Raw genomic sequence first — 25,369 nt, forward strand, 5'->3', positions numbered from 1 at the left:
ATTATCAATAAGCCACTAGAAATTATTGGTGCAGGTCCGATTACAGATATTATTATCGAGAGTCATAGCTCCAGTTGTATTTTAATGCAGACGAAATACGCTCTCGTGCGTGGCTTTACATTGCATGGAAAAGCGGAAAAATGCTACGTGGTAGATATTCCCCAAGGACAGATCGTCTTAGAGGATTGCGACATTACTAGTGATTATCTTTCTTGCGTGGCCATTCATGGTTATACAGCCAATCCTGTTATCCGTCGCTGTCAAATTCACGATGGCAAAAACAGTGGTATTTATTGTTGGGAAAATAGCCAAGGGATAGTCGAAGACTGCGATATTAGAAACAATGCCACAGGTGAGGTGACAATTGAACAGGGAGCTAATCCGACGATTCGCCATTGTCGTATCTATGATGGTAAACAGTGCGGCATTCTGATCCGCGATCGGGGTCGAGGAACGGTAGAAAATTGTGAGATTTTTGGTAATAGCTTCGCAGGAATAGAAATTAATACGGGATCTGACCCGAAAATTCACAAATGTCGCATTTACGCTAGTAAGGCGAATGGTGTCTCTGTTTATCAGCAAGGACGAGGCACTATTTTTGATTGTCAAATTTTTGATAATGCAAATGCGGGGGTGGCAATTGCAAAAGCTGCCGACCCCACAATTTACCAATGCCTAATTAATCAGAATCAATATCAGGCAGTTTGGGTATATGACAATGGTGCAGGTAGAGCAGAAAATTGTGATTTAACTCGCAATGGTGATGGTGCATGGAACATTGGTGCCAACTGTGAGGTATACCGTAGGGTAATCAAGAATAAAAACGAATTAGTTCAGGACTTACGCAAAATCACGGAAAAACGAACCGCAAAGGACGCAAAGGACACAAAGGAATAAGGTTTCAGAGAGTTATTGCGTAAGTCTTATAGTTAACAAAGTTTAGTGCTTTAATTCGGCTACCTAACGACGGCAGAACGTTTTGGGTCGGGGTCTAAATCCCCGTCACAAAACTTAATTACGTTAGCGTAGCGGGGCGCAGCCCATTACGAATTACGAATTATTTAACTGGCTTGAGGAATTCTCAGTTTCTCCATACTCCAAGGGTCTTGTTTTTCCTCTCCCAGGTAAATATTTACAGATTTAATTTCTTCTTGCAATTGATTGGTTGCCAGTTGTTCTGCGTTTTCCTTAAACTCTTCTTGCATTGCCTCTTTCAAATCATTTAGTTCCAGACCAAGTTGCTGACTACCACGAGTAGCAATCTGCCGTTTCAAAGCTATCTTCTTGCCTCGAGAAACAATGCTCACTAAAACTGCTCCACTAATGAAAATGCTGAGAGGAAATTTGTAATACTTCCCTGCTTTTGTTACCGCTTCTAAGTAACTATTAACTGAAAAGAGGAATTCTACTGTATCTACAATTATTTCCTCTGCTAGCTGCTCTCGTAGTGCTACTTCCTCAATAAATTTTCTGACTTGCTCATCTGCACATAAATTAATTAAATTCTGGCTTTCTTGCTTTGCCTTACGAACATCAAATTTATGAGGAATTGCGGCAATTATTTGGTCTAGTAATCTAGTCAGATTTTCACCCAACTTGTTGAGTGTTTTTTGCACAACATGAGGTTTAAAGGTCAAAACCGGAACAGTAGAAACTGTTGAATCGGTAAAGTTTGTTAAACCGTAGGGCTGTAGTGGCAAATCAGGTGTTAAGTGAAGCGCCAAAATTGCTATTGCTGAATCACGCGAAGGCAGATCAATCTTAATTTTAATATCTAAGCGTCCAGGTCGTTGAATAGCTGGATCAATCATGTCTGGTCGGTTACTAGCTCCGATAATCACTATATTTTCTGTGGCTTCAACTCCATCCATCTCAGCCAAAAATTGAGGCACAATAGTTGTTTCTACATCAGATGAACGTCCTGAACCCCTAGTGCGAAACATTGCCTCCATTTCATCAAAAAAGATAACTACTGGCGTATAGAAAGTAGCACGGCGTTTTGCTTCTGCAAATATTTTGCGGATGCGGTTTTCTGTTTCACCAACATACTTGTTGAGAAGTTCTGGTCCTTTGACATTTAAGAAAAAACTGCGGATTCCATCCTCACGTCGTAGGATATTCTGAATTCGTTCTAAAGAGTTATTGATATCTTCCAAATCGATATTACTCAGGCGTAAATCTGCTACTAATTGCTGCTGTGTCTCCTCTGGAGAAATATTGTTTTGGATCAGAGCAACGGTTTCTGGCGATCGAGAATTATTGGCGAGTTGTTGATAAGCAACTAGAGCATCCTGATTATCAGGATTTTTGCTGAGTTCTTGATAGAGAATAATTTTTTGTTCTACCTCCTGAAGATGGCTGCGGATGCTTTGCGTCAAACTATTAGCTACTGCCTTGGCAATCATGGTTTTACCACAGCCAGGAGGTCCATATAATAAAATTCCTTTGGGACGGACAAGTTGATATTCCTCAAACAACTTTTGGTAGACGTAGGGTAGTTCGATCGCATCCTTAATTGCTTCTGTCTGATCATCTAGTCCCCCGATGTCTTCGTAAGTAACATCTGGCACTTCTTCCAAAGTTAAGCCGCCAGTTTGATAGCTTGGCAGTTTTTCAAAAGCAAACTGTAGCCTTGTATCTACCCGGATCAAGTCCCCAATTTCTACACCTTCTTGAAAAAGACGATCGCTAATTTCTACGACAATACCGTCATTCCCACCACTACGAATATGTAGGCGAGGCTTAACTTTAGCTATTGCCAATGTCTGACTTTCATCAAGTTGTACTATGTTTCCTGGATGCAGGGACTTACGCAAAGATAGCGCACAATTAACCTCAAACTTATTACCATCTAGCGACTGTACTCGCACTGGCTTATCATCTGTGGGAACATTCATCACTCTGGCTGTGCCAACCGGACTAATCACGTTAACGACTTCTGCCGTTTCCCCACGCATAACCTGTTCATTGTCTACCCCTACAACGTTTAAAACTTTGTTCAAAATTAGTTGTTGGCCTTCAGATAGTACTTCTACCGGAACCTCTTCCGTAGCCAGTTTGACTTCAAATCTTTGTCCACGCACACCAACAACTATCTCACGTTCATTTTCGCTACTAAATTGAGTAGATCTAGTTGGGCATTTACCGAGAAAGACCCCATATTCCAAAGGAGGTTCTATTAATTCGGCGCTCTGTTTTTGCAATTCGTCAATTTTTGACTTCAAACGGGGAAACTCTTCTAGTGGTGTTCGGATTTTATCCAAAAACTGTTGGAGTTTTATCAGTGAACTACGCTCTTCTGGCAGACTATTATTTTTGATTATCTGTAAAATAAGAGTTTTCCAACTGTCAAGGTTCTGTAAATCAATATCGTCCATTTGTGAACTCGCTGACTTCAAGGGGCGACAATGGAGCTAAAGTGCTTTCTGTATAAGCTTCATAGCCCTTAAACCCCTGAGATAAAAGCTCTGCTTATTGCGAATGGAAGCGACCAGTTCCTCAACCCATGCTTGACATTCATTCCAAGCGACTATCCAATTTTGACCATATAAACCTATCCAAAAATTACTATGTCGTTTAGAAGTTCGACTTTTTTCTTGAGTGCGACAAATATAAGATTCTTGTTTTTGCAATTTAGTTCTTTGTCCGTGTAACCAAGCACTTGTCATGGCTAAAGCAATTAAGAAAATTAAACGCACAAGTCTATCAGGATTAGCTTTAGAACCTTCGAGATTATAACCACCTGTTTTACAATCACGGAACATAGCTTCAATGCCGAAACGCGCTCCGTAGATTTGAGCAGCAGTTTCTAAATCAGGCAGATTAGTTAATAAATACCAAGGTTCTGGTTCCTGTTTATTGCGATATTTTCTTTTCCAATATACTGCTAAATTAAATCTGCCAAACCCTCGTTTTTGAGTCAAATTGATACCCAAATAAAACTGGCGGATTCCTGGATAAATATCAATGCTGCTTCAAGGCTGAAATTTTTGTCTTTTCTCTCGGAAGGTTGTGTCCTTTTTTTGACGGAATACAAAGCTGAGATTCTTCCTGTGTAACCACTCCGCTAATTCTATACTATGAAACTCTCTATCGCCAATAATCACTATTTTGTAATTTTTTAACAAGCGAATCACTGGGCGTAAAACTTTTTGTTGCTCTTGGAAGTTACTGCAACCATCTTTTTCTAACAAGCACCAATATACCTGAAGGGGCGACATGAAGCCTATAAAGCTGACTGTATAAGCTTCATAGCTCTCATCCCTTGTAAATAATTCTCTAGTTTATGACGACTTAATCGCATTAAATCTTGAACTAAACTCCAACAATCACCAATGAAATTAACCCAGTTCTGTGCATAAAGACCGATATAAAAGTTACTATGCCTTCTGTGAGAACGTCCATATTCTTTGGGACGTGCCACATATTTTGCAATTCCTTTACTCTTAATATTCTGACCTTGTAATGTAGCAATAGTGTAAACTAATGAGATGATTAAAACTAAAGCAATAAACCGCTTACCTTCCACATTTGTCTTCTCTAAATTGTAACCGCCACTTTTAAAATCTCTAAACATCTCTTCTATATCAAAGCGCTTTTGATATGCCGGAATCGCCGTTATTTTACTATTCATGTTAGTTAAAATAAACCATCCTTCTTTGGCTTTGTTTTGACGGTAATTCTTTTTCCATTTGCAAGCCACATTAAATCCCTTCACTTGTTTAGTTTTTGTTAGCGTTGCATCTGATACAAAAAAAGATGTTCCTGGTTTTAAACCTAAATCTTTTATTTCGCACCATAAATGAGCTTTCAACTCAATATTCTCATTTTTCTTGAGTCTCAAACAAAACTCAAACCCTTGTTCATCAAGCCATTCCGCCAAGCTCACTGAACAAAACTCTCTATCTCCTAACACTACCGTTTTATAGTTTTTAAATAAGGGAATTATCTTTGATAATGCCTTAGTTTGTTCTGATAAGTTACTACTACCTAATTTTGCTAAAAGCTTAAAGTATATCGGTATAGCTCTTTTTTGAAAAATTACACTAATCATTAGTAGATTTTTTCTTTTCCAATTCGTCCTATCAATTGCTAAATAGATTCGGTGATTTCCGAGGAAAGTTTGAGCTAACCATCGTTCAATTATGGGAAACCATAATTCTTCTATATTCAATATTGGTAATGATAGAAACCTTTGTAACTTCTTCCGTCTCGACTGGCATTGAATGAATAATGGTCGCGACTCTGATATTTTCTCTAGTTTCACATCTTTGATATTTTGTACTACGTTAATCACCAGCGTCAGAAATATTAATTCGGACTGTGAAAGTAAACTTTGTAGATGCTTCTGGTATAATTCAGGTAACATTTTCAACAGATAGGTCTTATTGACAATACTGACCTATCTTTTTTTACCATAATTCGCTCAACTTAATACAGCACAAAGGCTTTCGGGTGCTTGTCCCCCCTTCAGATATTGACCTTCTATTAATAGATCGGGCATGAACACAATATTAGTTTCTTGATTGCTTTTTATACTTTGGCTGGTTAAATCTACCTTTTCCCATTTATACGCACCAGGGGCAGATTCATCAGGTACAAGATTGTAAATGTCTTTACCAACTTCAATTGCGATTTTACTTGCTTCTTGAGCTTCTTTGAGTTTTTCGAGAATTACTTTAGTTATCTTAGTAAGTGCATTGATGAGGGTTTTACTTAATTCCCGACTTGTTTTAATTGCAGTATCGGCTGTATTTAAATATGATTCATTAATTTGAGTGTGTCTGGAGTCAAACATATATTAATTGTGGTGAAAATAATCTATCAACTCTAACAGTCTGATTATGCTTTACAAAAACCAGTTGACTATCAAACTTAAAGTTTTTAGAAAAAGCTCTTGTATGCATCAACAGGTAACGGTGCATTGCCTGCTTGTACGGGTGCTTGTGGGATAGGAAACTTCCGATCTACTTCCTTGACTCGCAAATCTAAATCTTCCTGTGTGGGCTTTTTCTGGGTACTTTTCCTAGCAAGCTCCTTAATGACTTTATCCCACTTAGTATCGTTTTCTTGTTCGAGTTCGATAATATATTTCGGGATTTTGATATTTTTTAAGATTGGTACTGAACCCTCATTTTTATTACTATAAGCTGGGTTAATAAATAGACATTTACCAGGTGGTAATTTTAGGAATTGGGCAGGCTCAAGTAGCTTCCGAGTCCGTTCTTGTTCGCTGATAGATGTGCTGGCTTTACCCCCTCCAGTTGAGCGAGATTTTTGTTTATATTTAATTTCCTCTTCACCTAAATATGCAGAAAATAATCTAGCAGATTCTTCTTCACCAGGATTAAAAACAAATTTTGTGCCGCACGCACCGAGGATGGCTTTAGAGATTTCTTTACCATAAATCTTTTCAAGCTGACCCATATTTTGCCAACCCAGGATACCGCAGAATCCTTCGGAACGAGATTCGTTAAGCCATTTAAATAAATCTGGAAGGAAGATACTTGGCAACTCGTCAAGACATACTACTAATGGGCCATCTTCCTTGCCTTTTTTGGCGATACTGCGGGAAACTACCATGTGGAGAATGCTGGTCATCAGGGGGCTGACAGCATCGCGGCGTTCGCGGTCTAACCCGAAGATAATCATCTGTTTGCGTTTTACCTCCAGGGGAAGGGTTGTTTTACCGACAAAGCATCCCAATGTACCCCTTGCCATGAACCGGGTGAACATCAATGAAGCGCTACCAGCGATACCCGCCACGGTTTTTTCGGAGCCAGCCGAACTAAATAATTGACCAAAAGCTATCTTAATCCAGGGGTTTAATGCTGCTGCCATCAAGCGTTCGACCATCTTCTCGCTGGAAAGTATTGCCGCAGCTGTCATAATATCAGCGCGGTCGCCAAACTCCTTGGTTAACATTAAGATAGCCTGCGTCAGCTGATCGCCCGCAGGGCCAAAGAATGCATCCTCAGACGCATTACCTAACAGGCGGAAGTTCTTGTTAATAACCGTAGCTAACTGCCGTGCGGTTTCAGCATCAGAGGAATCGCGCAAGAAATCGATGGGATTACATACCTCCGATTCGGGAAATCCCGGTGCAAAGATATGTACGTCATACCCCTTTGATTTGGCATAACTGGCGATTTTGGCAAGACTTGCATACTTGAAGTCATATAGTACGATACCAAAACCTTGGTCAATTGCTGAGTAAATCATCGGGTTGATAGCCGAGAATGATTTACCGCTACCAGGTGCGCCAATTACAGCAGTTCCGCGTTGGACATCAGGTACATAAACTGGAACTCCCCCACTCCCCTTGGGTGATTTTTGACCCTTGTATTTGTGTATCCCGATATACAGACTAGCACTATCACACTTAGGAGCTAAGATTTGCTTCAAGGCTTTTTTCTTAGCTTGGGCGGTTTCCTTTGCTCCACCCCAATAGCTAGTAGCAAGCTTGCCTTTTTTACCATTACTAAAAAGCTGTAAAAGCAACAATAAGCCAATTCCACCCGCAAGTGCCAAACCTTGAGGTGACATGAGCTTATCTGTATATTTACTAAAGTCAGTATTGCTATTTTTATGAGTAGCTTTTACTTCTCTAACAGTCTTAGTTTTAGCAGTTAAAAACAGATAATTATTCATATTAATCTGTGTTAATTTGGCATGAGGAAATCGAAGAAATATGCGATGAAGTGAAGCTGCATATTTCTCCGTTATTTGTGTGGTGTGTCCTCTCCAAGTCAAAAGTTAAAGAGGATAAATTCTTCTATGATTGCCTTTTTACTTTTTAGGGACTGTGAGAGGTGTACCAAGAATAATTGGGTCTATTTCGCGGTAGGTGAAGAAGGGAACAGGGCCAATGAAGTAGGGCGAGCAGCCCAAGTCAACCCATCCTCGCTTGCAAATACGGAAGAACATCGCGGTGGTGATACTGCCGTCAGCTTCGTTAATATCCCAGATGACTTGTTTAAATGATTTCCCAAAGGGATGACGGCCTGTGGGTTCTTTCCCACCGTTGAGGCTGCCCAAGATGCCGAATCCGCCTTTAACGTTTTGGTCTTTGCCGGACATCCACTGTGCGCCAGTAACGGTATCGCTACCCGAAACTTCGATGTGACCGCACTTTTTCTCGCACGGAACATTAAACTCAGCTTGATAGCTACCGCTTATTGACTTCCAGCGTCCGCTTTCAAGCGAACCGAGGGGTAAGTCTACTTTGCCGATAAAGCTAACATCGGGAATTGGTACACTGGGGAACTGGTCAAATGGAACATCAGCCAATCCCGGAACCTTACTAATTGTTGTGTTTTGCCAGTTAGTAAAGTCCTTTAGCTGTGCATCCTCAATACCGGGGATGCTGGTTAGTTTATACTTATCGAGTTTGACGTACTTACCGAGTTCCACTTCTCCCAGTTCGGGATAATTGTCTAGCACTTCACCAACAGTTTGGTAGCTTGCGGTGCTGCCTGTTACTTTGGTCACTAGTTCTTTAATTGGTGGGATGGCTCCAACTTCTGAATCTTCAAGCTTGGGAATTGCTTCGGTGAGGTCTTCGAGTGTTTGCCACTCTAGTGTCTCAAAATCTGACAGTTTGAGATTTTTGAGTTGAACGCCCGTGATGTTGGCGATATCTTCAAGCGTGAAATCTTCAATATTGAACTCAGTTGCTTCAAAATCACCTAATTCCATGACTTCGGAAAGGCTTTGTCCTGCGCTCCAGGTGCGTGTCTCCTTCATCCCAGGGTTTTTGATATTAGGAAATTCGGCGCTGCCAGCACCGCCAAATTTCATATTTTTGAACGTGATACTACTCCAGTCAGGAGTAGGTGCGCCGTTGACGTATTTAGTTGCAACGGGCTGTGGCTGTTTGGTTTGTTTTGTTTTATCTATCGAAGTGTTCAAATTTGAATACTTCGATGGAACTGTTTGAGCTACTGCTTTCTCACCGAATAGGAGACTGCCGATATTGTAGCTACCTCCAAACCGGATTAACCCGTGTAGGGCAAGTCCTGCAATAAGTCCTGCAACCATCAGGTAGCGTAAGTTATTAAATTTTTCCATCCGATACTCAAGCGCTCGGTTGGTTTTGTTGTGAGTGGTTTCTTGACTTGCAGCTCTCACTGGTACAATCGCAGTTACCTCGGTTGTGGTATCTAAAATTTGGTTGTTAGAGGTCAGATTTTCGTTATACATCACTGTTATTTAAAAATTATTGATTCAAGAGAAAGTTTGTTTTATCTGTAGTTGGTGTTATTAGAGGGTTATTGCGCTGTGGTGGTATTTCTAAGAAGCGCTTTCCACCCAGCAGCATGAGTTTTTCAACCAACTGCATTGATACTCCGGTGCTGCTGGCGGCGACAACAAGTTCCTCTCCTTACGATCGCAACTCAACAAGTTGGTTCAGACGCTTCCAAAGCTTGCTATCTGTAGTAACCCACTGATTTTTAAGGGCAACTTGCATTCCTTTAGCGATATGTCTGCTATCAGATAATGCCGTGTAACTGACCTTTGGTTTTACTTCTTCAGGTTTGCTGGGAGTATCGCCAATAATTTCAATTTGGCTGTACTCTGGTGTGCCACTGCCCGCTAGAATCCGAAAGTGATAGCTTTTCCTTGTTGACCCAGATTCGGTAATCACCGTCATGTGCGCCCCGTAAGAAGCTTGTGGTAAACCGGGGATTTTGACTGTCTCGATGCGGCGAATGTGAATTAGTCCAGCACCCGTACTGTTGCTAGAACACTTACCCAAGCCTTCAAGACATCCGTCTACATCAAAAACAAACCTAGATGGGTCATCTAGCCAGATTTTCTTGATGATTTCTCTGGTGTTGTAGAACGATATTGATACCCCATGTCCAGGCCAGACCTTAACTGTCTGCAATTGGGCATTTTCCCCTGACACCTGGGACGCTGCAACTTGACGGATAGTATTTGCCAATACAAGTTGGCTTGGTGCAAGCACGGAGGCAATGGTGAGGCACCCGCCAAAGGCGATCGCGCAGGGCATCATTAAACTAAAGTCGGCTATATATCTGAATTTCACAGTTTGATTGACCTATCGACTTTGATTGTGATTTTGGTGTCTTTAGGCACATACCAGACATTGGGACGGCGGTTGATTTCGTCGGTGGCACGTTCTGTCCGCTTGCTGACTGTTTCGCCAAGTTTGCCAAAGGCACCTTCAATAAAGGCAGCTCCCAGGTTGCGGTTGTTATTGCGGCTGCGGGTTCTTGTCCCACCTAAAGGCAAATCTTCTGTGACTTCTTCATCCGGCTGGTTGATAATTTCCCCTACCTTGGCAAGACCAGCTATTGTCCCCAAGGTGGCATCATACTTGGCAATTTCAGATCCCTTGTTGTCGTAGGGTCTGGCGGCTAGGGGGGAACCTGCTTCTCCCAGGACTGATATCGTTCCGGGTGATATGGGGTATTCAGTTCCGTCTTTGAGAATAGCCGTGACTTCGGCACGCACGCCTGATGTGCTATCAACCGAAATCATGGCGATAGTTACCTGCGATCCCTGCTCAATGGTAAAGTTGTGTGGTGGCAGATAACCTCGATCATCCACCGATAACTTCTGTACCTTCCTTTCCGTTTAGTTGACTCAAACGCAAAACTATATCTTCTAATTTGTATACATGGCTGTCAAAGTCGTTTTTCAGTTTGTCATATTTTCCTGATGACAATGATTTAATGACCACTTCAACGTTTTCTTGGTAAAGCTTGTTAGCTTTTTCTATTGCCTCTTGCCTCTGATTCAGTCCCTTTAAAACATGACTTGCTATTAAATCCTGTGTTTCTTTATCAGGCAACGGAATTAGTGTTTTATTGACATCACTGTCTAGTATGGCAGGATAACTAGATCCAGTCGAAAATTTCCTAAACTGCTCCAGCGTACTAGCTAAACGAATCGCAAAGTGAAGATAAAATGGGTTAACCTCTTTTTTAGGGCGTATTACACTAAAACCAGTTGAGCATATTTGGTTATGATAAATTTCGGGTATAACTGCAATCGCTCCTCTAGTTGGTCGGCACGTAGAAATAATTAAATCGTAAGCGTTTACTACTTTTCTGGCTCTAGAAGGAGCTTCACTTCCTAAAAGTTCTTGAGGTGAAACAATAACTCCAGTGCTTACATCTACGCTCGAAATATCAATATAGATAAACTCTTCATCTGGTTTCTTGGTTGGATCTCTTTTTGTCTGGACTATATTAGCAGCGTAAGAGATTGGCTTTAAGCTATCTGGATGGAGCTGCTTGATTCCTTCTGGTGGTAAGTGATAGTCAATATCCCAACGCCCCTCTGAGTGAAGAGCAAGTAAACTTTCTAGTCGATACTTCATTACCAACCCACCTGATTATGAAATTCTTGTATTGCCAAGCTTATTTCGCTACCAGATTTAGCTCGACCAGTAGCATCAAATCCTATATTTTCTAATTCACAAAGAAACACTTTCGATTCTTTATCCCTCTTCTCACCATTCTTATATTTTTGAAATACGCATAATGAGGTTTTAACCATTGCTCCGTATGGGTTGAATGCCTCTTCAGGCAAGCTGATTACAGCTTTTATCTTTGCAACATTCTCAACCCAATCACGAACAAATATAGAACTCTTATTCTTTAAAAGCCCATCTGGAAGAACGATAGAAAGTTTTCCTCCAGGCTTCAAAAACTGAAAACATCTTTCTAACCCTAGAATTTCTAATGGCAAAGATTTTTTCTTGTGTCCTAATTGGAATCTCCCCACCATTTCCATTACCTCTTGTCTCATTATCGAGCCAAAAGGTGGATTAGTAAGAATCATTGAAAAAACTTCTGGAGTATCATCTTCTGAGTCATTTAATGCAACGATATCTGGGTAATTCTCAAAACTAAGTAAAGCATCTAAATTCCTAATATTAGTGTGTCCATCATCGTGTAGCATCATATCTGTCATGGCAATTCTAACCATTCTTTCGGATTTTTCTATGCCATGAAGATGAAAAAACTTAAACTGATGTAAGGTATAGGAATCAAGAGTAGCTCCTTGATGCTGAACAACATAATCCAAACAACGACTCAAAAAATGACCCGAACCGCAAAACGGATCAAGTATCATATCTGAAGCAGTAGGTTTCATAATGCCTACAGCTAGATCAACAATAGGAGGTGGCGTAAAATACTGACCCATACCTGCACGTATAGCTGAACCTAAAACAGATTGAAATGCAGAACCTTTAATATCAGCTTTACTATCAATGAATGAAAATTCTTGAAGCTTTTCTACTATTTTAAAGAGTGCAACATCACTTAACTTGATAGGTGTTTTGAATACACCTCTGGATCTTTCGTAGCCTGGTATTCTTTGGTTGTATATCTCAATTTCCTTATTTCTAGCATTTTGATATAGTTCCCGAATAATCGAAGCTGCTTCTGAAGGATTACTAGCTCCATAAGTTTGAAAATTAAATTCTGCGCCCTCCTCTTTTTCCACAGTAGAGCGTTCATCAAATATTTTTACATAGATTATTTTTGCAAGTTCATCTAAAGCTTCATCATCATGTAGACCATCAACATCACGCACGATATTATGACATTCAACAAGAAGCTTACTATATTTCTCTGTAATAGGCTGAAGCCCAGTTTTTCTTGAAGGATCTGATTTTGGTATCTCTCTAATGAGTTTAACTTTAATTGAAGAGCCGCCACCAAAAGCAGGAATATCAGCTATGTATTCAAAGTCATTAGGATCAATTTTCTTTCTGATACAGCGAACTTCTTTACCGTCTGTTACCAACCCAATAGTTGCTGTATGAGTAGATGCCAAGTACGTTTCTAATTGTCTTTCGGCTTCTTGAAACTCCTGTGATAAGACATTTTTCTTTTTTGTTTCAACATACAGAAATGGTCGGCGATTTGAGTTTTTGATTGCAATGTCCGCTTGTTTTTCGGAAGAACCCATTTTTACAGGTTCTTCTATTGTCAGCCGTTCCCCAATCCAACTTTCTGGATAACCATATTCAACTATCAGTTGATATAAAGCCCATTGGCGAACAAACTCTTCTATAACTTCTTCAGCCCCTTCATAAGTTCCGTTTTTAGCGTGCCACTCTTCGGCTCTCTTTCTAGCCGATGCAACGTCTCCACGACTAGAGAATTTCCAGTTACTTGGAGGTATGAGAAAAAATTCGCCTAGTTTAGCCATTAGCTACCACCTAAAATTGCTAAACTTGAATATAACACGAATTGTGTAAAATACATTTTTTTATTTACACAAATTGTGTAAATATTGCGTTCCTGGCAGGCTTCTCCTTTGAATAGATCGGGCGCAGAGGTTTTGAGTTCTGCTTCTGCTTGTTGCAAGCAGGTGATTGAATCTTGCGTGTTACCAGGGATTGAGCGGCATCTTTCCATTGCTGCCCCTACTTGCTGCTGGAGGGCAATATTGCCGACTGCGCGGTTGAATGCTACTTCTAGGTTGGCTCCGGCAGCGGTAAATTCAAGAATGTCACTATTGACAGTATTAATGTATCCTCGTATAGCGAGTGTTCCACTTCTGAGTAAAGTGCCATTGTTAGCTAGTAGCCCGATAACCAGGATGGGCCATATCCAACTGGAGAGAGCTTTCATATCCTCTTGATTTATCCAGTTTTTGCCTAACTCAACCATAAAAAGGGTGAGTGTGGCGATCGCAAAAAACTGACCAACTTTGCACATTGAGCCATACAAGCTACCGTTGAGGGTTTCTTGCCAAAGTTCATTGAAACCTTCAGCTACTAGTTGCGCTCCGGCTGCGGCATTTTCTAAAATGTCTTGTCCAAAAAATGGGTCAGTTGCAATTATGAGGTGTTCTAACATAGTACTTGGTTAACAGGCGTGAAGGTTTGGTCATCTCAATTGCAGAGATGACCAACTAATTAGGGTGAATTATTGCCCAGCAGTAGTTTTGAGACTACTAAACCCGCTGATTTCGATGTACTGGGCGCTGATACCGTCCATCATCAGGTTTTGACGACGGCGATCGCTTGCCCCCTGTTCGGCAAGTTGACTTAGCATCAGGTTAGTTTGCTGGACATCGTGCCGTGCTTGCAGTCCGTCGGTGCGGGATTGCCCCAACATTGAGACAATTTGCGAGTTTTGGGCAGCAATGACCTTGAGGATGTTTTGTGAAGCATCCATTGCTTGTGCAGATTCCGCGAGTTCTTTGGCCTCAGCTACAGTTTGTTCAGTTGCTTCTATTTCATTTTTGGTACGTTCCTGACCGACTTCCCCTAAGACGCTTTCGACTGTGGCGCGGGTGGTTTCTCTCTCCAGTTCGTTAGCTGCTGATACTGCACCCTCGACAGTGTTACTTTCATTCCAGTTACCCTTGCTCTTGAGTTGCTCTTTGAGCTTTTCGGCTGAATTTACTGGGTCTGGCATATCCATACTGCCAGTCTGAATAGCAGTTTTAGCTTCGCTTTTCATCCCACCCCAATTATTAGCTGCTGCGGTGAGTTCGTTTTTGGTTTCCTCAAAATAGTTATTGAATTTGCCTAAAACCTTGAAGAAATCGTCAATTGAAAAGGCATAACTGGGTGCTGTACCGAGTAAAGTAACCAGACCAATTATTGACCCGATTATTACCCCTTTCTTAGTAAACTTGAACTTTTGTTTCATACTTTTGGCGGATAAAATAACCAATGTGGCAATTAAATTTAAGCCACTTGTTTATGATTTATTGATTCTTCCTTTTCCAAACCCAGGTTATCTGTTAGTTTTTCTTCTATAATTTTTGCTGGCTTGAATTGCTTATTGTTATTGTTATTGTTATTGTTATTGTTATTGTTATTGTTATTGTTATCCAGTAATTGTTGTGCTTCTTCGCTTAACTCATCTCCCCGAAGCATTTGTATGTATGCCTCAGAAAATCTCACCATACCCAGCATTGGATTATCGGCATATTTATTGAGGAAGAGAGTGCGTAATTCTTGCTCGTTCGGGTTATTTGCTACGGCTGCAAGCAAGCAATAAGCAGGGTAATACCTACAGAAAGTAAGTTTGCCATTATCGTCAAGTAACCACTGCGAGTAAATACTTTCACGTTTTGGGAAGAATGCTTCGGTACTATTACGCGAGATAATTTCATAAGGATATTTAAACCTGTTAACAAATGGGTCAACTGCCGATGTTTGAATCCGACCGATAAGGCGGGTTGTGATGTTAGCAAATATCTTGAAAGCAGACTTACTTTGGAAAATACTTTCTGGTTCTTGGGCAGATAAAATTACACGTATACCTGCTTTTGCACCGTTGGCGCAGAGTCTACCAATTAGCTCGGCTATGCTGTCAAAATTGAATAAAATCGGCGCTTCGTCTAAGAAAAATATTGATACTTTAGATGATAAAGCTCTACGTAATGCTGCGGAATAGGCGCTAAGGGCAAGAACTGCGGCATCAGCTTCGCTCCCAAGCGATCGCAGTGCGAATACCAGTAGTCGCGCATCAGTTCTAAAGCTAGATGGATTAGCGATTGATTGCCCAACTCGTGAATTTAGCCAAAACTTTAATCGCAATCTGATTTGGTCAAGAGCATTAAGAATTTCTTTACTATTATTGGTGATGGAATCGAGTTTGATAAACCCAGGCGAACAATAATTGTAAAAATCTTTAAGTGTTGGAATATCTGCCCATTCCTGTGTTCCTAATCCATTTTCTAATGCTAGCTTATACCGAAGTTTGATATCTTCATCGTTGTAAAAAGTTTCAATTGTAATTGTAATGATACTCTCGATATTTGATATCATTGTTGGGCTTACCCCTACAGGGTTCGTCCCTAATACCATTATCATTAGTGTTGATTTCAAGAATTCCTTGAAATCGGTCATCCTTTCCTTAATAACTTCCGGCTCATACCCCCTTAAATCAGGTAATTCAAATAGGTTGTTCGACTCTTTACTAATATCGAAATACGCCCCTTCTTCTCCCATAAATTTGGTATAGTCAGTAAACGTGCTAGTACCATCGGGTTTAGGATAATCAAGTGCAATTACAGGAATGCCTTGAGCCAAGGCAGGTGTTAATAGACCTGCTACTAAGACAGATTTACCAGCACGGGTAGTACCAAAAATAGCGAGATTTTTGTGCTGTTTGTACAAGTCGAGATGTACTGGGGTTCCTCCCTCTTCAGCAATCAGCTCGAACCCAAATTTATCTCCCGTAGCCGTTCTAACTATCGGCATGAGTCCGGGAACTTCTGATGAGAAATAAGGGAGGCGACGGTTAAAGGGTCTTGTAAGTAAGTTTTCCCAGACAATAGGTACACATTGTAACCATGTCTTCCAAGCATACTCTATTTCTCTATCAACTACAGCAGGGCGTAAGAAGCAGCTAGAAAGGTATTGGCAAGCTTCATCGAGTTTTTGGCGACTGTTACGATGAACACAAAAAACAACGGCAGTATGGATGGGCAAACTGCCTCTGAGGATGGTTTCTTGTGCCTTAACTGCCTCCTCGATGTTCATATTGGCTTTTACATCAATTGACCCTTTCTCGGAAGACATGGCGCTGGAGGTAATTGACTGTTTGGTAATCCGTTGAAGGGCAGTTTTGGCGAGTCCCTGGTTAGCTTTAGATAGCTGGCAGATAATCTCGGTGTCAGAGATTTTTTCTTTGGATATTACCTCCCAGAGGTATCGAAGCTGGGCGTATTCGTCTACCCAGCCTTGGGGCTTTTCGCTAAACTGAAGAACGCCGATATACTTGTCTTGTAGTCTTACCCAGCTGCGATCGAGAAACGGGACAGATTTCTCATTCTCCAGCATCAGGTGGCGAATATGGAAATCGCTGGTTTGAACTTCTCGAAGCCCCTCTTCATCTAATATGAGGGGATTGGGAACTTTGGGTGCATCGCTACGGTTAAATTGACTCCAAAGAATTGACCATACTTCCTCACTTGTGACTGCTCGTACTGAAAGCCCCATTGAGTTAGTAAAAAGTTGTTCCCACCGTTGAAACCCAGAGGTAAAACTATCCCGTAAAATTGTTTCGATTCTCTCTTGCCGAACACCGTGAATTTGTCCAGTAAATTGAAACCAGGCATTTTGCAATTGTTTGATAGTTTTTTCAATTGCATCATTTGAGCGGCTATCCTCAGAAGCCAGGACACTATAGGTACACCAGAAACGTAAGAACTTATTTTTACGAGTTCCTGCTTCGGTGAGTTCTCTTGCCCGCAGACGTTCCGATCGCACTAATAAAGTTAATTGCTTCAAGGGGCGACAATGGTTGCTAAACCGAGCCAGATAAAGGTTTAGAAGGCACAGACCCTTTGAAAAAATGGGCTATTCTGGAGTGCTTATTGAGAATGAAATATGCAGGTGTCACAGACCCGCTTCTAGAGATCTATTTTATGGTAAAAAAGAACGGTCTCGTAAATTGAACAAGACCGTCATCATAATGTTGCCCTCATTCTATCAAAAGTTTTTAGAGAAATACCTGAGTCAATCACAGTTAATAACTTTGAAGATGTTGGTGTGGTTGTTACAAAATCAAAAACAAGTCAGATTAGAAAGGCTGGCTGCAACACTACCTTTACCCATACAGCAAAATAGTCGGAGGCGACACTTACAAAGATTCCTAACGCTGAATGCTTTGAGTGTAGTGTTACTGTGGTTTCCCATAATTGAAGAGATACTTGGTAAGCAAATCAAAGCTGGCTCACAAGTAATTATTGCACTAGATAGAACACAATGGAAAGAAAATAATGTGCTAATGGTAAGTGTAATTTACCAAAAAAGAGCATGGCCAATATATTGGTACTTGTTAGAAAAAGATGGTTGCAGTAACTTCCAAGAGCAACAAAAAGTTTTACGCCCAGTGATTCGCTTGTTAAAAAATTACAAAATAGTGATTATTGGCGATAGAGAGTTTCATAGTATAGAATTAGCGGAGTGGTTACACAGGAAGAATCTCAGCTTTGTATTCCGTCAAAAAAAGGACACAACCTTCCGAGAGAAAAGACAAAAATTTCAGCCTTGAAGCAGCATTGATATTTATCCAGGAATCCGCCAGTTTTATTTGGGTATCAATTTGACTCAAAAACGAGGGTTTGGCAGATTTAATTTAGCAGTATATTGGAAAAGAAAATATCGCAATAAACAGGAACCAGAACCTTGGTATTTATTAACTAATCTGCCTGATTTAGAAACTGCTGCTCAAATCTACGGAGCGCGTTTCGGCATTGAAGCTATGTTCCGTGATTGTAAAACAGGTGGTTATAATCTCGAAGGTTCTAAAGCTAATCCTGATAGACTTGTGCGTTTAATTTTCTTAATTGCTTTAGCCATGACAAGTGCTTGGTTACACGGACAAAGAACTAAATTGCAAAAACAAGAATCTTATATTTGTCGCACTCAAGAAAAAAGTCGAACTTCTAAACGACATAGTAATTTTTGGATAGGTTTATATGGTCAAAATTGGATAGTCGCTTGGAATGAATGTCAAGCATGGGTTGAGGAACTGGTCGCTTCCATTCGCAATAAGCAGAGCTTTTATCTCAGGGGTTTAAGGGCTATGAAGCTTATACAGAAAGCACTTTAGCTCCATTGTCGCCCCTTGAACAATCAACCTTTGTACTCCTGATTAATCGTATTAGGGGTTATGACGAAATAGGCGTACCGTGCCAAACCGTAGAAATTGTAGGTTAAAGCTGAAACTAAGATGGGGTAGGCTTTTAAGTAAGTTTACTTACCATAAAATTGGTAAAAAATGGTATTAATCTTCGTCAATTTAAAGCTGTGTAGTCGCCATAAAGATTAAATCCTGCCCATAAGAAAAGGCTATCAGTATTTACATTGCAGTTAGGCAGACAGTTATTTAGGCAATCTAACTGAGTCCGATGCAAAGCTTCATCTCGTGGGAATTTATCTAAATAGTTGTAAAAACGGGTCATAAAAGATACTGCGATTTTATCGTCTACCTTCCAAAGACAACCAAGAATGCTTTGAGTTCCAGACCGCCAGAGTGTTTCTGGTAAGCTGATAATCCAGCGACCAGGGAGGATAAAGTGATCTGCTGACCAACAGGAAGAGAGGGTTGCATGGCGCAAATTCGTTAAGTTCATTTCTGATAATTCTCTGAGGCTGAGAATCTCTTGTTCTTTATAATCAGAGATAAATACCAGTCCTGACTGGTCTGGTTGATTTAACTCAAAAGTGCCATGACAAGCAATATGAAGTAAGGTTACTTGAGATAAATTTTCAACAACAGTACTTTTAGAACTATTTACAAAAGAAAAGCGATGAATATGATTGCGATCTAGCCAGTCTTCTACCTGTTTTAGTTCTGGTTTAACTCCTTTTAGGAATGAAAATTGCTTGTTACCGTTAGACACGCCTACTACTAACGCTTTTTGTTTGGAAATAATTGAATTAGAAGGCGATCGCCTACCTTTGGACTCGTAAGCTATAGAAATGGCATAATGCTCAATTAAATACTTTTCTTTGTAGCGTATGGCGGCAAACGGAAAGCCATGCAAAATATCATCAGGTACAATTGTCAATGCCCGAATGTCTTTGGGTAAACCTTCTAGCAGCTTGGGAAATGCTAGCATTTCTGCAAGAGTTTTAGCTACTTCCTGCCCCACATTTGCTACCTCTGCCATCTCTTCTTCATATTCGCCCTGCCAATTCACATTCATATCTCGATGATAATTAATATCACGGTTGCTATCAATACTGTTGATTGGTTGGTCATAGATATCTCGACCATTGTTAATATTCTTGATAAGTTTGTACCAGTGTTGTACCTGATTACGCACTTCCAAACGAGTAGTAAGAATAACATGAAAATCAAATAAAAATCGCCCTGTTTTCACAACTAAAACACGATCTGGCAGAATCAAAAATGAAAGAGTAATTCTGTCTTTTGGGTGAGTCAACAGCCGTAGCCACAATGATGCAGGAGGTAAAAATGGAACTTTTATTCTGTCGCCTTTAATTGTACGTTTGGCTAATACATCCTTGTATCTGTCGATATGTTCCACTAAAGCATTCAGTTGTTGTATTAGCTGCAAGCGTTGCCAAAGAAAGAGCCAAAAAGCTCCCGTACTAACTTTTAGTTGCAAACGTTGCAACTGATTAATTTGTGCAGCAATGTATTCCTCATCTGCTGTCCATTTATTCAACAGATAAAATACCTGGTCTTCTGGCGCAAGGGATGAGGTAATTTGTTCTAGTAAATAATTTGTTGATGCTGTTAAAGCTTCTATTTCCGGGAGTGGATAATTTAATCTAGTGCGACACCAAACTAATATCCTCTGTACCTGCCAAAGTTCTGGTCTTAAACCTATGTTCTGTAATTGAGGATGAATTTCCTCCAAAATCTGATGTGCTTGATAAATTTTGGTCAAGTCACTGTTCTCTGTGCCTTCATAGTAAGCAAAAGTTCCTTCCAATACCCGTATTTGTATTTTGATCAGGACCGAATCAGTACAATTGAATACCTTTTTTATGTGCTGGAGTAAATCGCCCGCAGTTTTCAGATTGAGGTTGCTCAACTGCCATTGAAAGGCTAATGCGCGGTCTTCAAACCAAGTTAAATAATTGGAAGATTGAGTTGATAAGTCTAGTCTTGCTTCTACTTCTGCTACAGCTTGTTTATTATTTATTTTTTTATTCATTCCAAATACTGAGAGTTCCACAGGACTATTAACCACAAGGGAACGACTACGGGCATAGCATAGTTGCAATAATAAGTCTGCCCTTGCTGCTAAAGCTGCATCATCAATAGTAGAGGCATCGCTTTGGGTGTCCATTAAATAACTCTGAGCAGCACTGGTTTGGTTGAGAAAAATTAAGATATGGGCAAGACTGAGGTTTGAACGCAACACCGCGCGTTGTGAACGAAGTTGACAGCATCTTTCTTGAACTTGTCGGAATTGTTTTAAACTAGTACCTAAATTTCCCAAAAGCAGATTGAGTTTACCAGATAGTTCCAACCAATGGATAAAATGTTCTGGATGCTGGGGTTGATTGAGTTGGCTTTCTAAATCGGAGAGATAAGTCTGTGCATCCTCAAAATGTCCCTTTTCCTGGAGGACAGAGGCGATCGCCAACTTTAGTGGTAGTATAGTTTGCTGTGCTAAAGAAGATACTTTCTCTCCCTCAGCATGAAATAAACCCCGTTGCAAAGCAACAAGAGCCTCTCCGTATTGTCCCAAAGCAGCTAGCAATCGCCCCATCGCTAGGTATAATTCAGCAAATAAAACAGTCCGGTCTTCTGAGTCGGTATCATGCCAAAAACAACCCGCCTCCCACCGTAATAATCCTGGTAACACAAATTGAATATTATTAATGTCCCCAATGCGTGGAGCCATTTCTTGCAGTAAGTCTTGTGCTTGATCTAAAGTTCCTCTATCTATGCATAGTTGAATACGTCTTAGACAAGTATAATCAGCTAAACATTCATTCTTTGACTCCTTATATAAATCAACAGCTCCACAAAGCAAGTCATCAGCCGCTTGGAATTCACCCAATAAACCAGCTAAGTCTGCCAAGGACTGGATAACTTTCAAATCTGCATCAACCAACCGGGAATATAAAAGGCGATGAGTAAAAATTTTGCATAAATCATCGTAAGCCCCTAGTAAATTGCCTTGAAGCCATTTTGTTTCGGCTAATTCAAAAGCAGTGTTGAGTTCAACAAAGGTATCGTATGGCAAACTAACACCCCCTTAGATTTGAGATTTTGGATGAAAAATCTAACATTCTGTAGAGACACTAACATATAACGTTTCTATAAGAATTTGGTTACACAAGAGGTGAATGGAAAATCAAAATATTCACCAAATTAAACAGTTACTCAATTTTTTTCTGATGTGGTCACAACATAAACAGGTTTTTCTAGAGGACATTTGTTTGTATTCTGATTTTTATCTGATTCATCTTTTTCCTGGCATCCATTGTTAGTAACAAAGCGTTGGGGATAATTTTGAAATTGGAATCTTAAGGAATCTCCAATGTTAGAAGCTGTAGTTTTAGTGGAAGGATTACTAGATACGCTCACATCTCCCAACCCACTATGACGGATTTTAACTCTGCCTATTTCTCCGGGTTTGAGTTTATAGAATCTGGCTCCTGAACCAAAAGGAACACTTTGTTCAATCGACTGTTTAAATTGTAAATTGTTTAAACCAGGAGAATCTTGCACATAAATAAATTCTGTGTTGTTCTCTATGACTTTGAAGTTGCGATTATTAATTTCATCAAAGAAATTTTGCTTAAACAGTTTCGCTCCTTCAGGAGTAATTCTTTCTACTTTTAGTCTACCTTCATACACATTCACCGCTGCTTTACGCAATATCAGGTTCGGTTCTGAACCATGCAATTTGATTGATTCGTTAATTGATTTGGCAGCTCTAGTGTAATCCCCAGCTTTCAGTTCTCCATCAATTTTTTTGATTCGGAATTGTAAGTCTAGCTTCTGGCTTATAACATACTTAACTGGCTCTGCGGCGAGCTTCTGGGCTTCTTTGCGGTAATTATACGAACTTTTATAATTTGCTCCTTTACCAGAAAGTTGTTGAAAACCCTGTGTTTGTTGTGAAACCTGCGCTTCATTTAAAGATTCAAAATTAAAATTACGGGCACCATCCTCTGGTTCAGCTACTGACATTATCCGTTTTGAAGGTGGTTTTGCACCACCTCCACTACCATCTGCTAAAGGCTGTTCACTAAATTTTAGCCATTTATTATTGGACTTAGAAAGTTGAACAAAATAATCATTAGGTTGGGACGGAGAATACCTAACAAACACAACATCATCCATTTCCCTCAGAGCATTGAGAACACTCACTTTTTTTGGATTAAGGCGTGAAGTTCCTACGCTAAGGCGCGAAGCTAGGGAATATCCAGCATCTATATCTCGACTTTCAAAACCTACCTTAAAACCATTTGCCGTCTTGGAGATGTTCAGATTACCAAATTCAGTATCGCCGATGGCATTTTCTAGCTTTAGTCCATCGGGTATCTGCGTTACTTTGCTGCTAAATGGCTGATTTGTTAGTTCAACATTTGGACTGCGTAGTTTTGCTTCCGGTTTAGGTTCTACTATAGTTTCGCTAACAGTTTTACTTAGAGGTCTTACTCTGTATTTAGTACCATCTAAAGTTTTAAATTCGAGTTTACCTCTTTGGAATTTTACAGACTTGTAGTCAATGTTAGACCTGCCGAGATTGCCTATTTTACTATCTTTAGGTAAAGAGATACGACCTTCAAAGTTTTTTCCGCCAGCCAGAGAAACCCCTCCATAAAGAGATGGATAGGGCTTCCCGTACTTCTTATCAATGTTTTCTGACTCTAAAAATTTCAATTTCTCTGTTTTTCTACCCTTATAGTTGTAGCCCTCAGAGAGAAATGTAATTGCGTCCCATTTTTTAAATTTCAAGCGTTCCCCTTGAGTTCCAACCCAATCTGGGAACCAGTTGTCTCGTTTAACTTTTACTGCTTGTAAAAAGCTCAAAGGATTGCTTTGTTCATACTGAAGGGAGAGTTCGTTTTGTTGGTGCTGATTGAGCCAATTAATTACTAAACTCCACTTCATAATTTGATTAAGCCGTTCATATTGTGGCTCATAGCGAGCAACTTCTTTATAGTGGTTGTTCCACCAGTTCAGAAAGGCAGCGGTATCTGGAGGCGCATTTGTTTCCTTGTTTGATTGAGGGCGGTCAGAAGAAGCAGCTTTGATCTGTGTGGCATTAGGAGCAAAAATAATATCCCTATTTTCATTTGCTACTTGAAATCCCTTGTCGTCTGGTTCAAGCCAAAGCCGAACATAGTTTGATTGTTTAAGTTCTGATTTATAAATTGGTGAAACAGCGATTCTGGTCTCTGGGTTAAAGCCTTCAATGTCAGTTTCTAGAGTAGCTTTTTGAAAGTTGAATTCCCAGATTTTCATCAATAAGTCGGTATAGAACAGGGTCATTCCGACTTCCGTTCCTTGTAAACCCTCTTTTTTATCTTGCAAATTACCATTATATCGAGCTATCTGGAAACCATTTTTTTGTTGTGCGTTTAACAAATCATAAATTTCTTTCTTCTTGCTAGAAATTATTTCCTTCTTTTTCCAAGGTATTTCTTGTTCAAGATACTTTTCCCATTCGCTCTCCAACTTTTTTTGCTCGTGGTCTATGGCAATAATTTTTGCATGTATTTCTTCAGGAGATAAGCCAGATTCAAGTGCTTGCTGTATTTCTTTTTGAGATTGTTCTTTTGACTGCTTAATGCTCTGTTGACTTGCTTTATACTTTTTATCTTTATATATATTTAATTCCTTTTCAATTTCTGCTGCAAGTTTTTCTTTGCTAAATGCTTGATTTACAAGTTCTTCTGAACTCAAAAAATTTTCCAATTTAGCAATTAAATTGAAATAAGATTTTTTGTCTTGACGTAATAAACCCTGCTTTGCTTCTTGAATATCTTGGTCACTAATTATGAGTTTACCATCTAGTTTGAGTTTTTGGAGTAAAGGTTTTGCCTTCTCTAAAGCTTGTGCAATACGAGGATAGTCAAATTCCCAATCTAGAGAAAAGAGACTACCATTGATATTATTAAAATCTGACTGCCAAAGTGCTGCAATATCTTCTACGCGCAGACCTTGATGTTTACGCTTATCTTTATCTTTATAAATCTTACGACCGCCCACATTCAAACTGGAACCATTAACTTGAGCAAAGGTAATATCATCAACCTGATTAAGGAAACTTTGCAGGTCATTCTGGCTGTTGATGGTGGTTTCAAAGTATCCGTAAGCACTACTAAAGATTTGTTCGCCGTTTATCGGCTCTTTTCTAGAAATAACAGATGACTGCTTGTCAGGAGCAATTTCGTACTCAAATACCTCAATGATTTTAGGCTTTTCTCCTTGATCTTTGCGGTGACGATCAGCAATATGGGCAAGGTCATCCATACGCTGTTCTTTGGAAGCAGTGTTAGGCACTAGGGCAACTATTTTCCCATCACCGACATAGCGAGAGCGAGTGCTACCATACTCAAAATTGGCAACAGGACTTATAAAGTCATAGCGCACTGCTGGGAGGTCGTAGACACCCTGACTTATTTTTTCGGTGGAAAGCCCTTTGCCTGAAAGAGCAGTCATTAGTAACCAATCTCTTAATTGATCATCTTTTTGGCGTTTCGTCAACTTATAAAAGCCCTCATTCGGCTCAAAATTGACCGTCTGAGGTCGATTCAGGGGAAAGTTTTTGTCGGTTATGACTTCTATCGGTTGTACTACAGCTTGGGAAGCGCTGGTTTGGGCGTACACCATCCCCAAAGCTACAGGAGATGCAACAAGAACAGTGATACTCAACAAATCAATGATTTTTCTCATGACTGATTCCT

17 protein-coding genes and 2 pseudogenes are annotated in these 25,369 nt (G+C 40.1%); 3 read left to right on the forward strand and 16 right to left on the reverse strand.

What is annotated here, in order from left to right; translation table 11 throughout:
• Window positions 1–84: 84 nt before the first annotated feature.
• Window positions 85–897: a right-handed parallel beta-helix repeat-containing protein gene (locus NPUN_RS16815; RefSeq protein WP_012409733.1), complete on the forward strand. Its 813-nt coding sequence runs from the start codon at window positions 85–87 to the stop codon at window positions 895–897.
• A gap of 164 nt (window positions 898–1,061) precedes the next feature.
• On the opposite strand, the gene NPUN_RS37725 is transcribed toward NPUN_RS16815, so the two are convergent.
• The 14 genes and pseudogenes from NPUN_RS37725 to NPUN_RS16885 all read right to left on the reverse strand — a co-directional run bounded on the left by NPUN_RS37725 (window position 1,062) and on the right by NPUN_RS16885 (window position 17,293).
• Window positions 1,062–3,377 carry an AAA family ATPase gene (locus NPUN_RS37725; RefSeq protein WP_012409734.1) on the reverse strand — a complete coding sequence of 772 codons (2,316 nt, stop codon included), beginning with the start codon at window positions 3,375–3,377 and terminating at the stop codon, window positions 1,062–1,064.
• 36 nt (window positions 3,378–3,413) lie between these two features.
• Window positions 3,414–3,923, reverse strand: a complete 510-nt coding sequence (locus tag NPUN_RS37730; RefSeq protein ID WP_148220330.1) for a transposase — start codon at window positions 3,921–3,923, stop codon at window positions 3,414–3,416.
• A gap of 51 nt (window positions 3,924–3,974) precedes the next feature.
• Window positions 3,975–4,220 carry a transposase gene (locus NPUN_RS40845; RefSeq protein WP_148220331.1) on the reverse strand — a complete coding sequence of 82 codons (246 nt, stop codon included), beginning with the start codon at window positions 4,218–4,220 and terminating at the stop codon, window positions 3,975–3,977.
• A pseudogene (locus NPUN_RS16835) lies at window positions 4,206–5,368 on the reverse strand (IS4 family transposase); the annotation flags it as partial. The pseudogene NPUN_RS16835 and the gene NPUN_RS40845, both read right to left, overlap by 15 nt.
• 57 nt (window positions 5,369–5,425) lie before the next feature.
• Entirely contained in the window at window positions 5,426–5,797 is a 372-nt protein-coding gene (locus tag NPUN_RS16840; RefSeq protein ID WP_041565470.1) for a hypothetical protein, read from the reverse strand.
• Window positions 5,798–5,883: 86 nt separating this feature from the next.
• Window positions 5,884–7,650, reverse strand: a complete 1,767-nt coding sequence (locus NPUN_RS16845) for a type IV secretory system conjugative DNA transfer family protein (RefSeq protein WP_012409736.1) — start codon at window positions 7,648–7,650, stop codon at window positions 5,884–5,886.
• A 138-nt stretch (window positions 7,651–7,788) separates the two neighbouring features.
• Window positions 7,789–9,201 carry a hypothetical protein gene (locus NPUN_RS16850; protein ID WP_012409737.1) on the reverse strand — a complete coding sequence of 471 codons (1,413 nt, stop codon included), beginning with the start codon at window positions 9,199–9,201 and terminating at the stop codon, window positions 7,789–7,791.
• Window positions 9,202–9,217: 16 nt separating this feature from the next.
• A pseudogene (locus tag NPUN_RS16855) lies at window positions 9,218–10,015 on the reverse strand (hypothetical protein).
• 32 nt (window positions 10,016–10,047) lie between these two features.
• Window positions 10,048–10,575, reverse strand: coding sequence for a TrbI/VirB10 family protein (locus NPUN_RS16860; protein ID WP_041565471.1), 528 nt, complete (start codon window positions 10,573–10,575; stop codon window positions 10,048–10,050).
• Window positions 10,568–11,350, reverse strand: coding sequence for a restriction endonuclease subunit S (locus NPUN_RS37735; protein WP_012409739.1), 783 nt, complete (start codon window positions 11,348–11,350; stop codon window positions 10,568–10,570). Before NPUN_RS37735 ends, NPUN_RS16860 begins: the two co-directional genes overlap by 8 nt.
• Entirely contained in the window at window positions 11,350–13,194 is a 1,845-nt protein-coding gene (locus NPUN_RS16870) for a type I restriction-modification system subunit M (protein WP_012409740.1), read from the reverse strand. Before NPUN_RS16870 ends, NPUN_RS37735 begins: the two co-directional genes overlap by 1 nt.
• Window positions 13,194–13,847, reverse strand: a complete 654-nt coding sequence (locus tag NPUN_RS16875; protein WP_012409741.1) for a hypothetical protein — start codon at window positions 13,845–13,847, stop codon at window positions 13,194–13,196. Before NPUN_RS16875 ends, NPUN_RS16870 begins: the two co-directional genes overlap by 1 nt.
• 69 nt (window positions 13,848–13,916) lie before the next feature.
• A complete protein-coding gene (locus NPUN_RS16880; RefSeq protein WP_012409742.1) occupies window positions 13,917–14,648 on the reverse strand; it encodes a hypothetical protein in 732 nt (243 codons plus the stop codon).
• 38 nt (window positions 14,649–14,686) lie between these two features.
• The gene (locus tag NPUN_RS16885; protein ID WP_419788441.1) at window positions 14,687–17,293 is read right to left on the reverse strand and encodes a hypothetical protein; all 2,607 of its coding nucleotides are present in this window, start codon (window positions 17,291–17,293) and stop codon (window positions 14,687–14,689) included.
• Window positions 17,294–17,426: 133 nt separating this feature from the next.
• On the opposite strand from NPUN_RS16885, the gene NPUN_RS42770 reads away from it, so the two are divergent.
• Together NPUN_RS42770 and NPUN_RS42775 are read left to right on the forward strand one after the other, a co-directional pair.
• Window positions 17,427–18,008, forward strand: a complete 582-nt coding sequence (locus NPUN_RS42770; RefSeq protein WP_202947509.1) for a transposase — start codon at window positions 17,427–17,429, stop codon at window positions 18,006–18,008.
• Between the two features lie 51 nt (window positions 18,009–18,059).
• Window positions 18,060–18,569, forward strand: coding sequence for a transposase (locus NPUN_RS42775; RefSeq protein ID WP_148220330.1), 510 nt, complete (start codon window positions 18,060–18,062; stop codon window positions 18,567–18,569).
• Between the two features lie 184 nt (window positions 18,570–18,753).
• Here the strand turns inward: NPUN_RS42775 and NPUN_RS16900 are convergent, their stop codons facing one another.
• Complete coding sequence (locus NPUN_RS16900) at window positions 18,754–21,690, reverse strand: CHAT domain-containing protein (RefSeq protein WP_012409743.1); 2,937 nt, start codon at window positions 21,688–21,690, stop codon at window positions 18,754–18,756.
• A gap of 140 nt (window positions 21,691–21,830) precedes the next feature.
• Entirely contained in the window at window positions 21,831–25,358 is a 3,528-nt protein-coding gene (locus NPUN_RS16905; protein WP_012409744.1) for a hypothetical protein, read from the reverse strand.
• Window positions 25,359–25,369: the final 11 nt, after the last annotated feature.

Source organism: Nostoc punctiforme PCC 73102 (genome assembly GCF_000020025.1).
Classification (GTDB): Bacteria; Cyanobacteriota; Cyanobacteriia; order Cyanobacteriales; family Nostocaceae; genus Nostoc; species Nostoc punctiforme.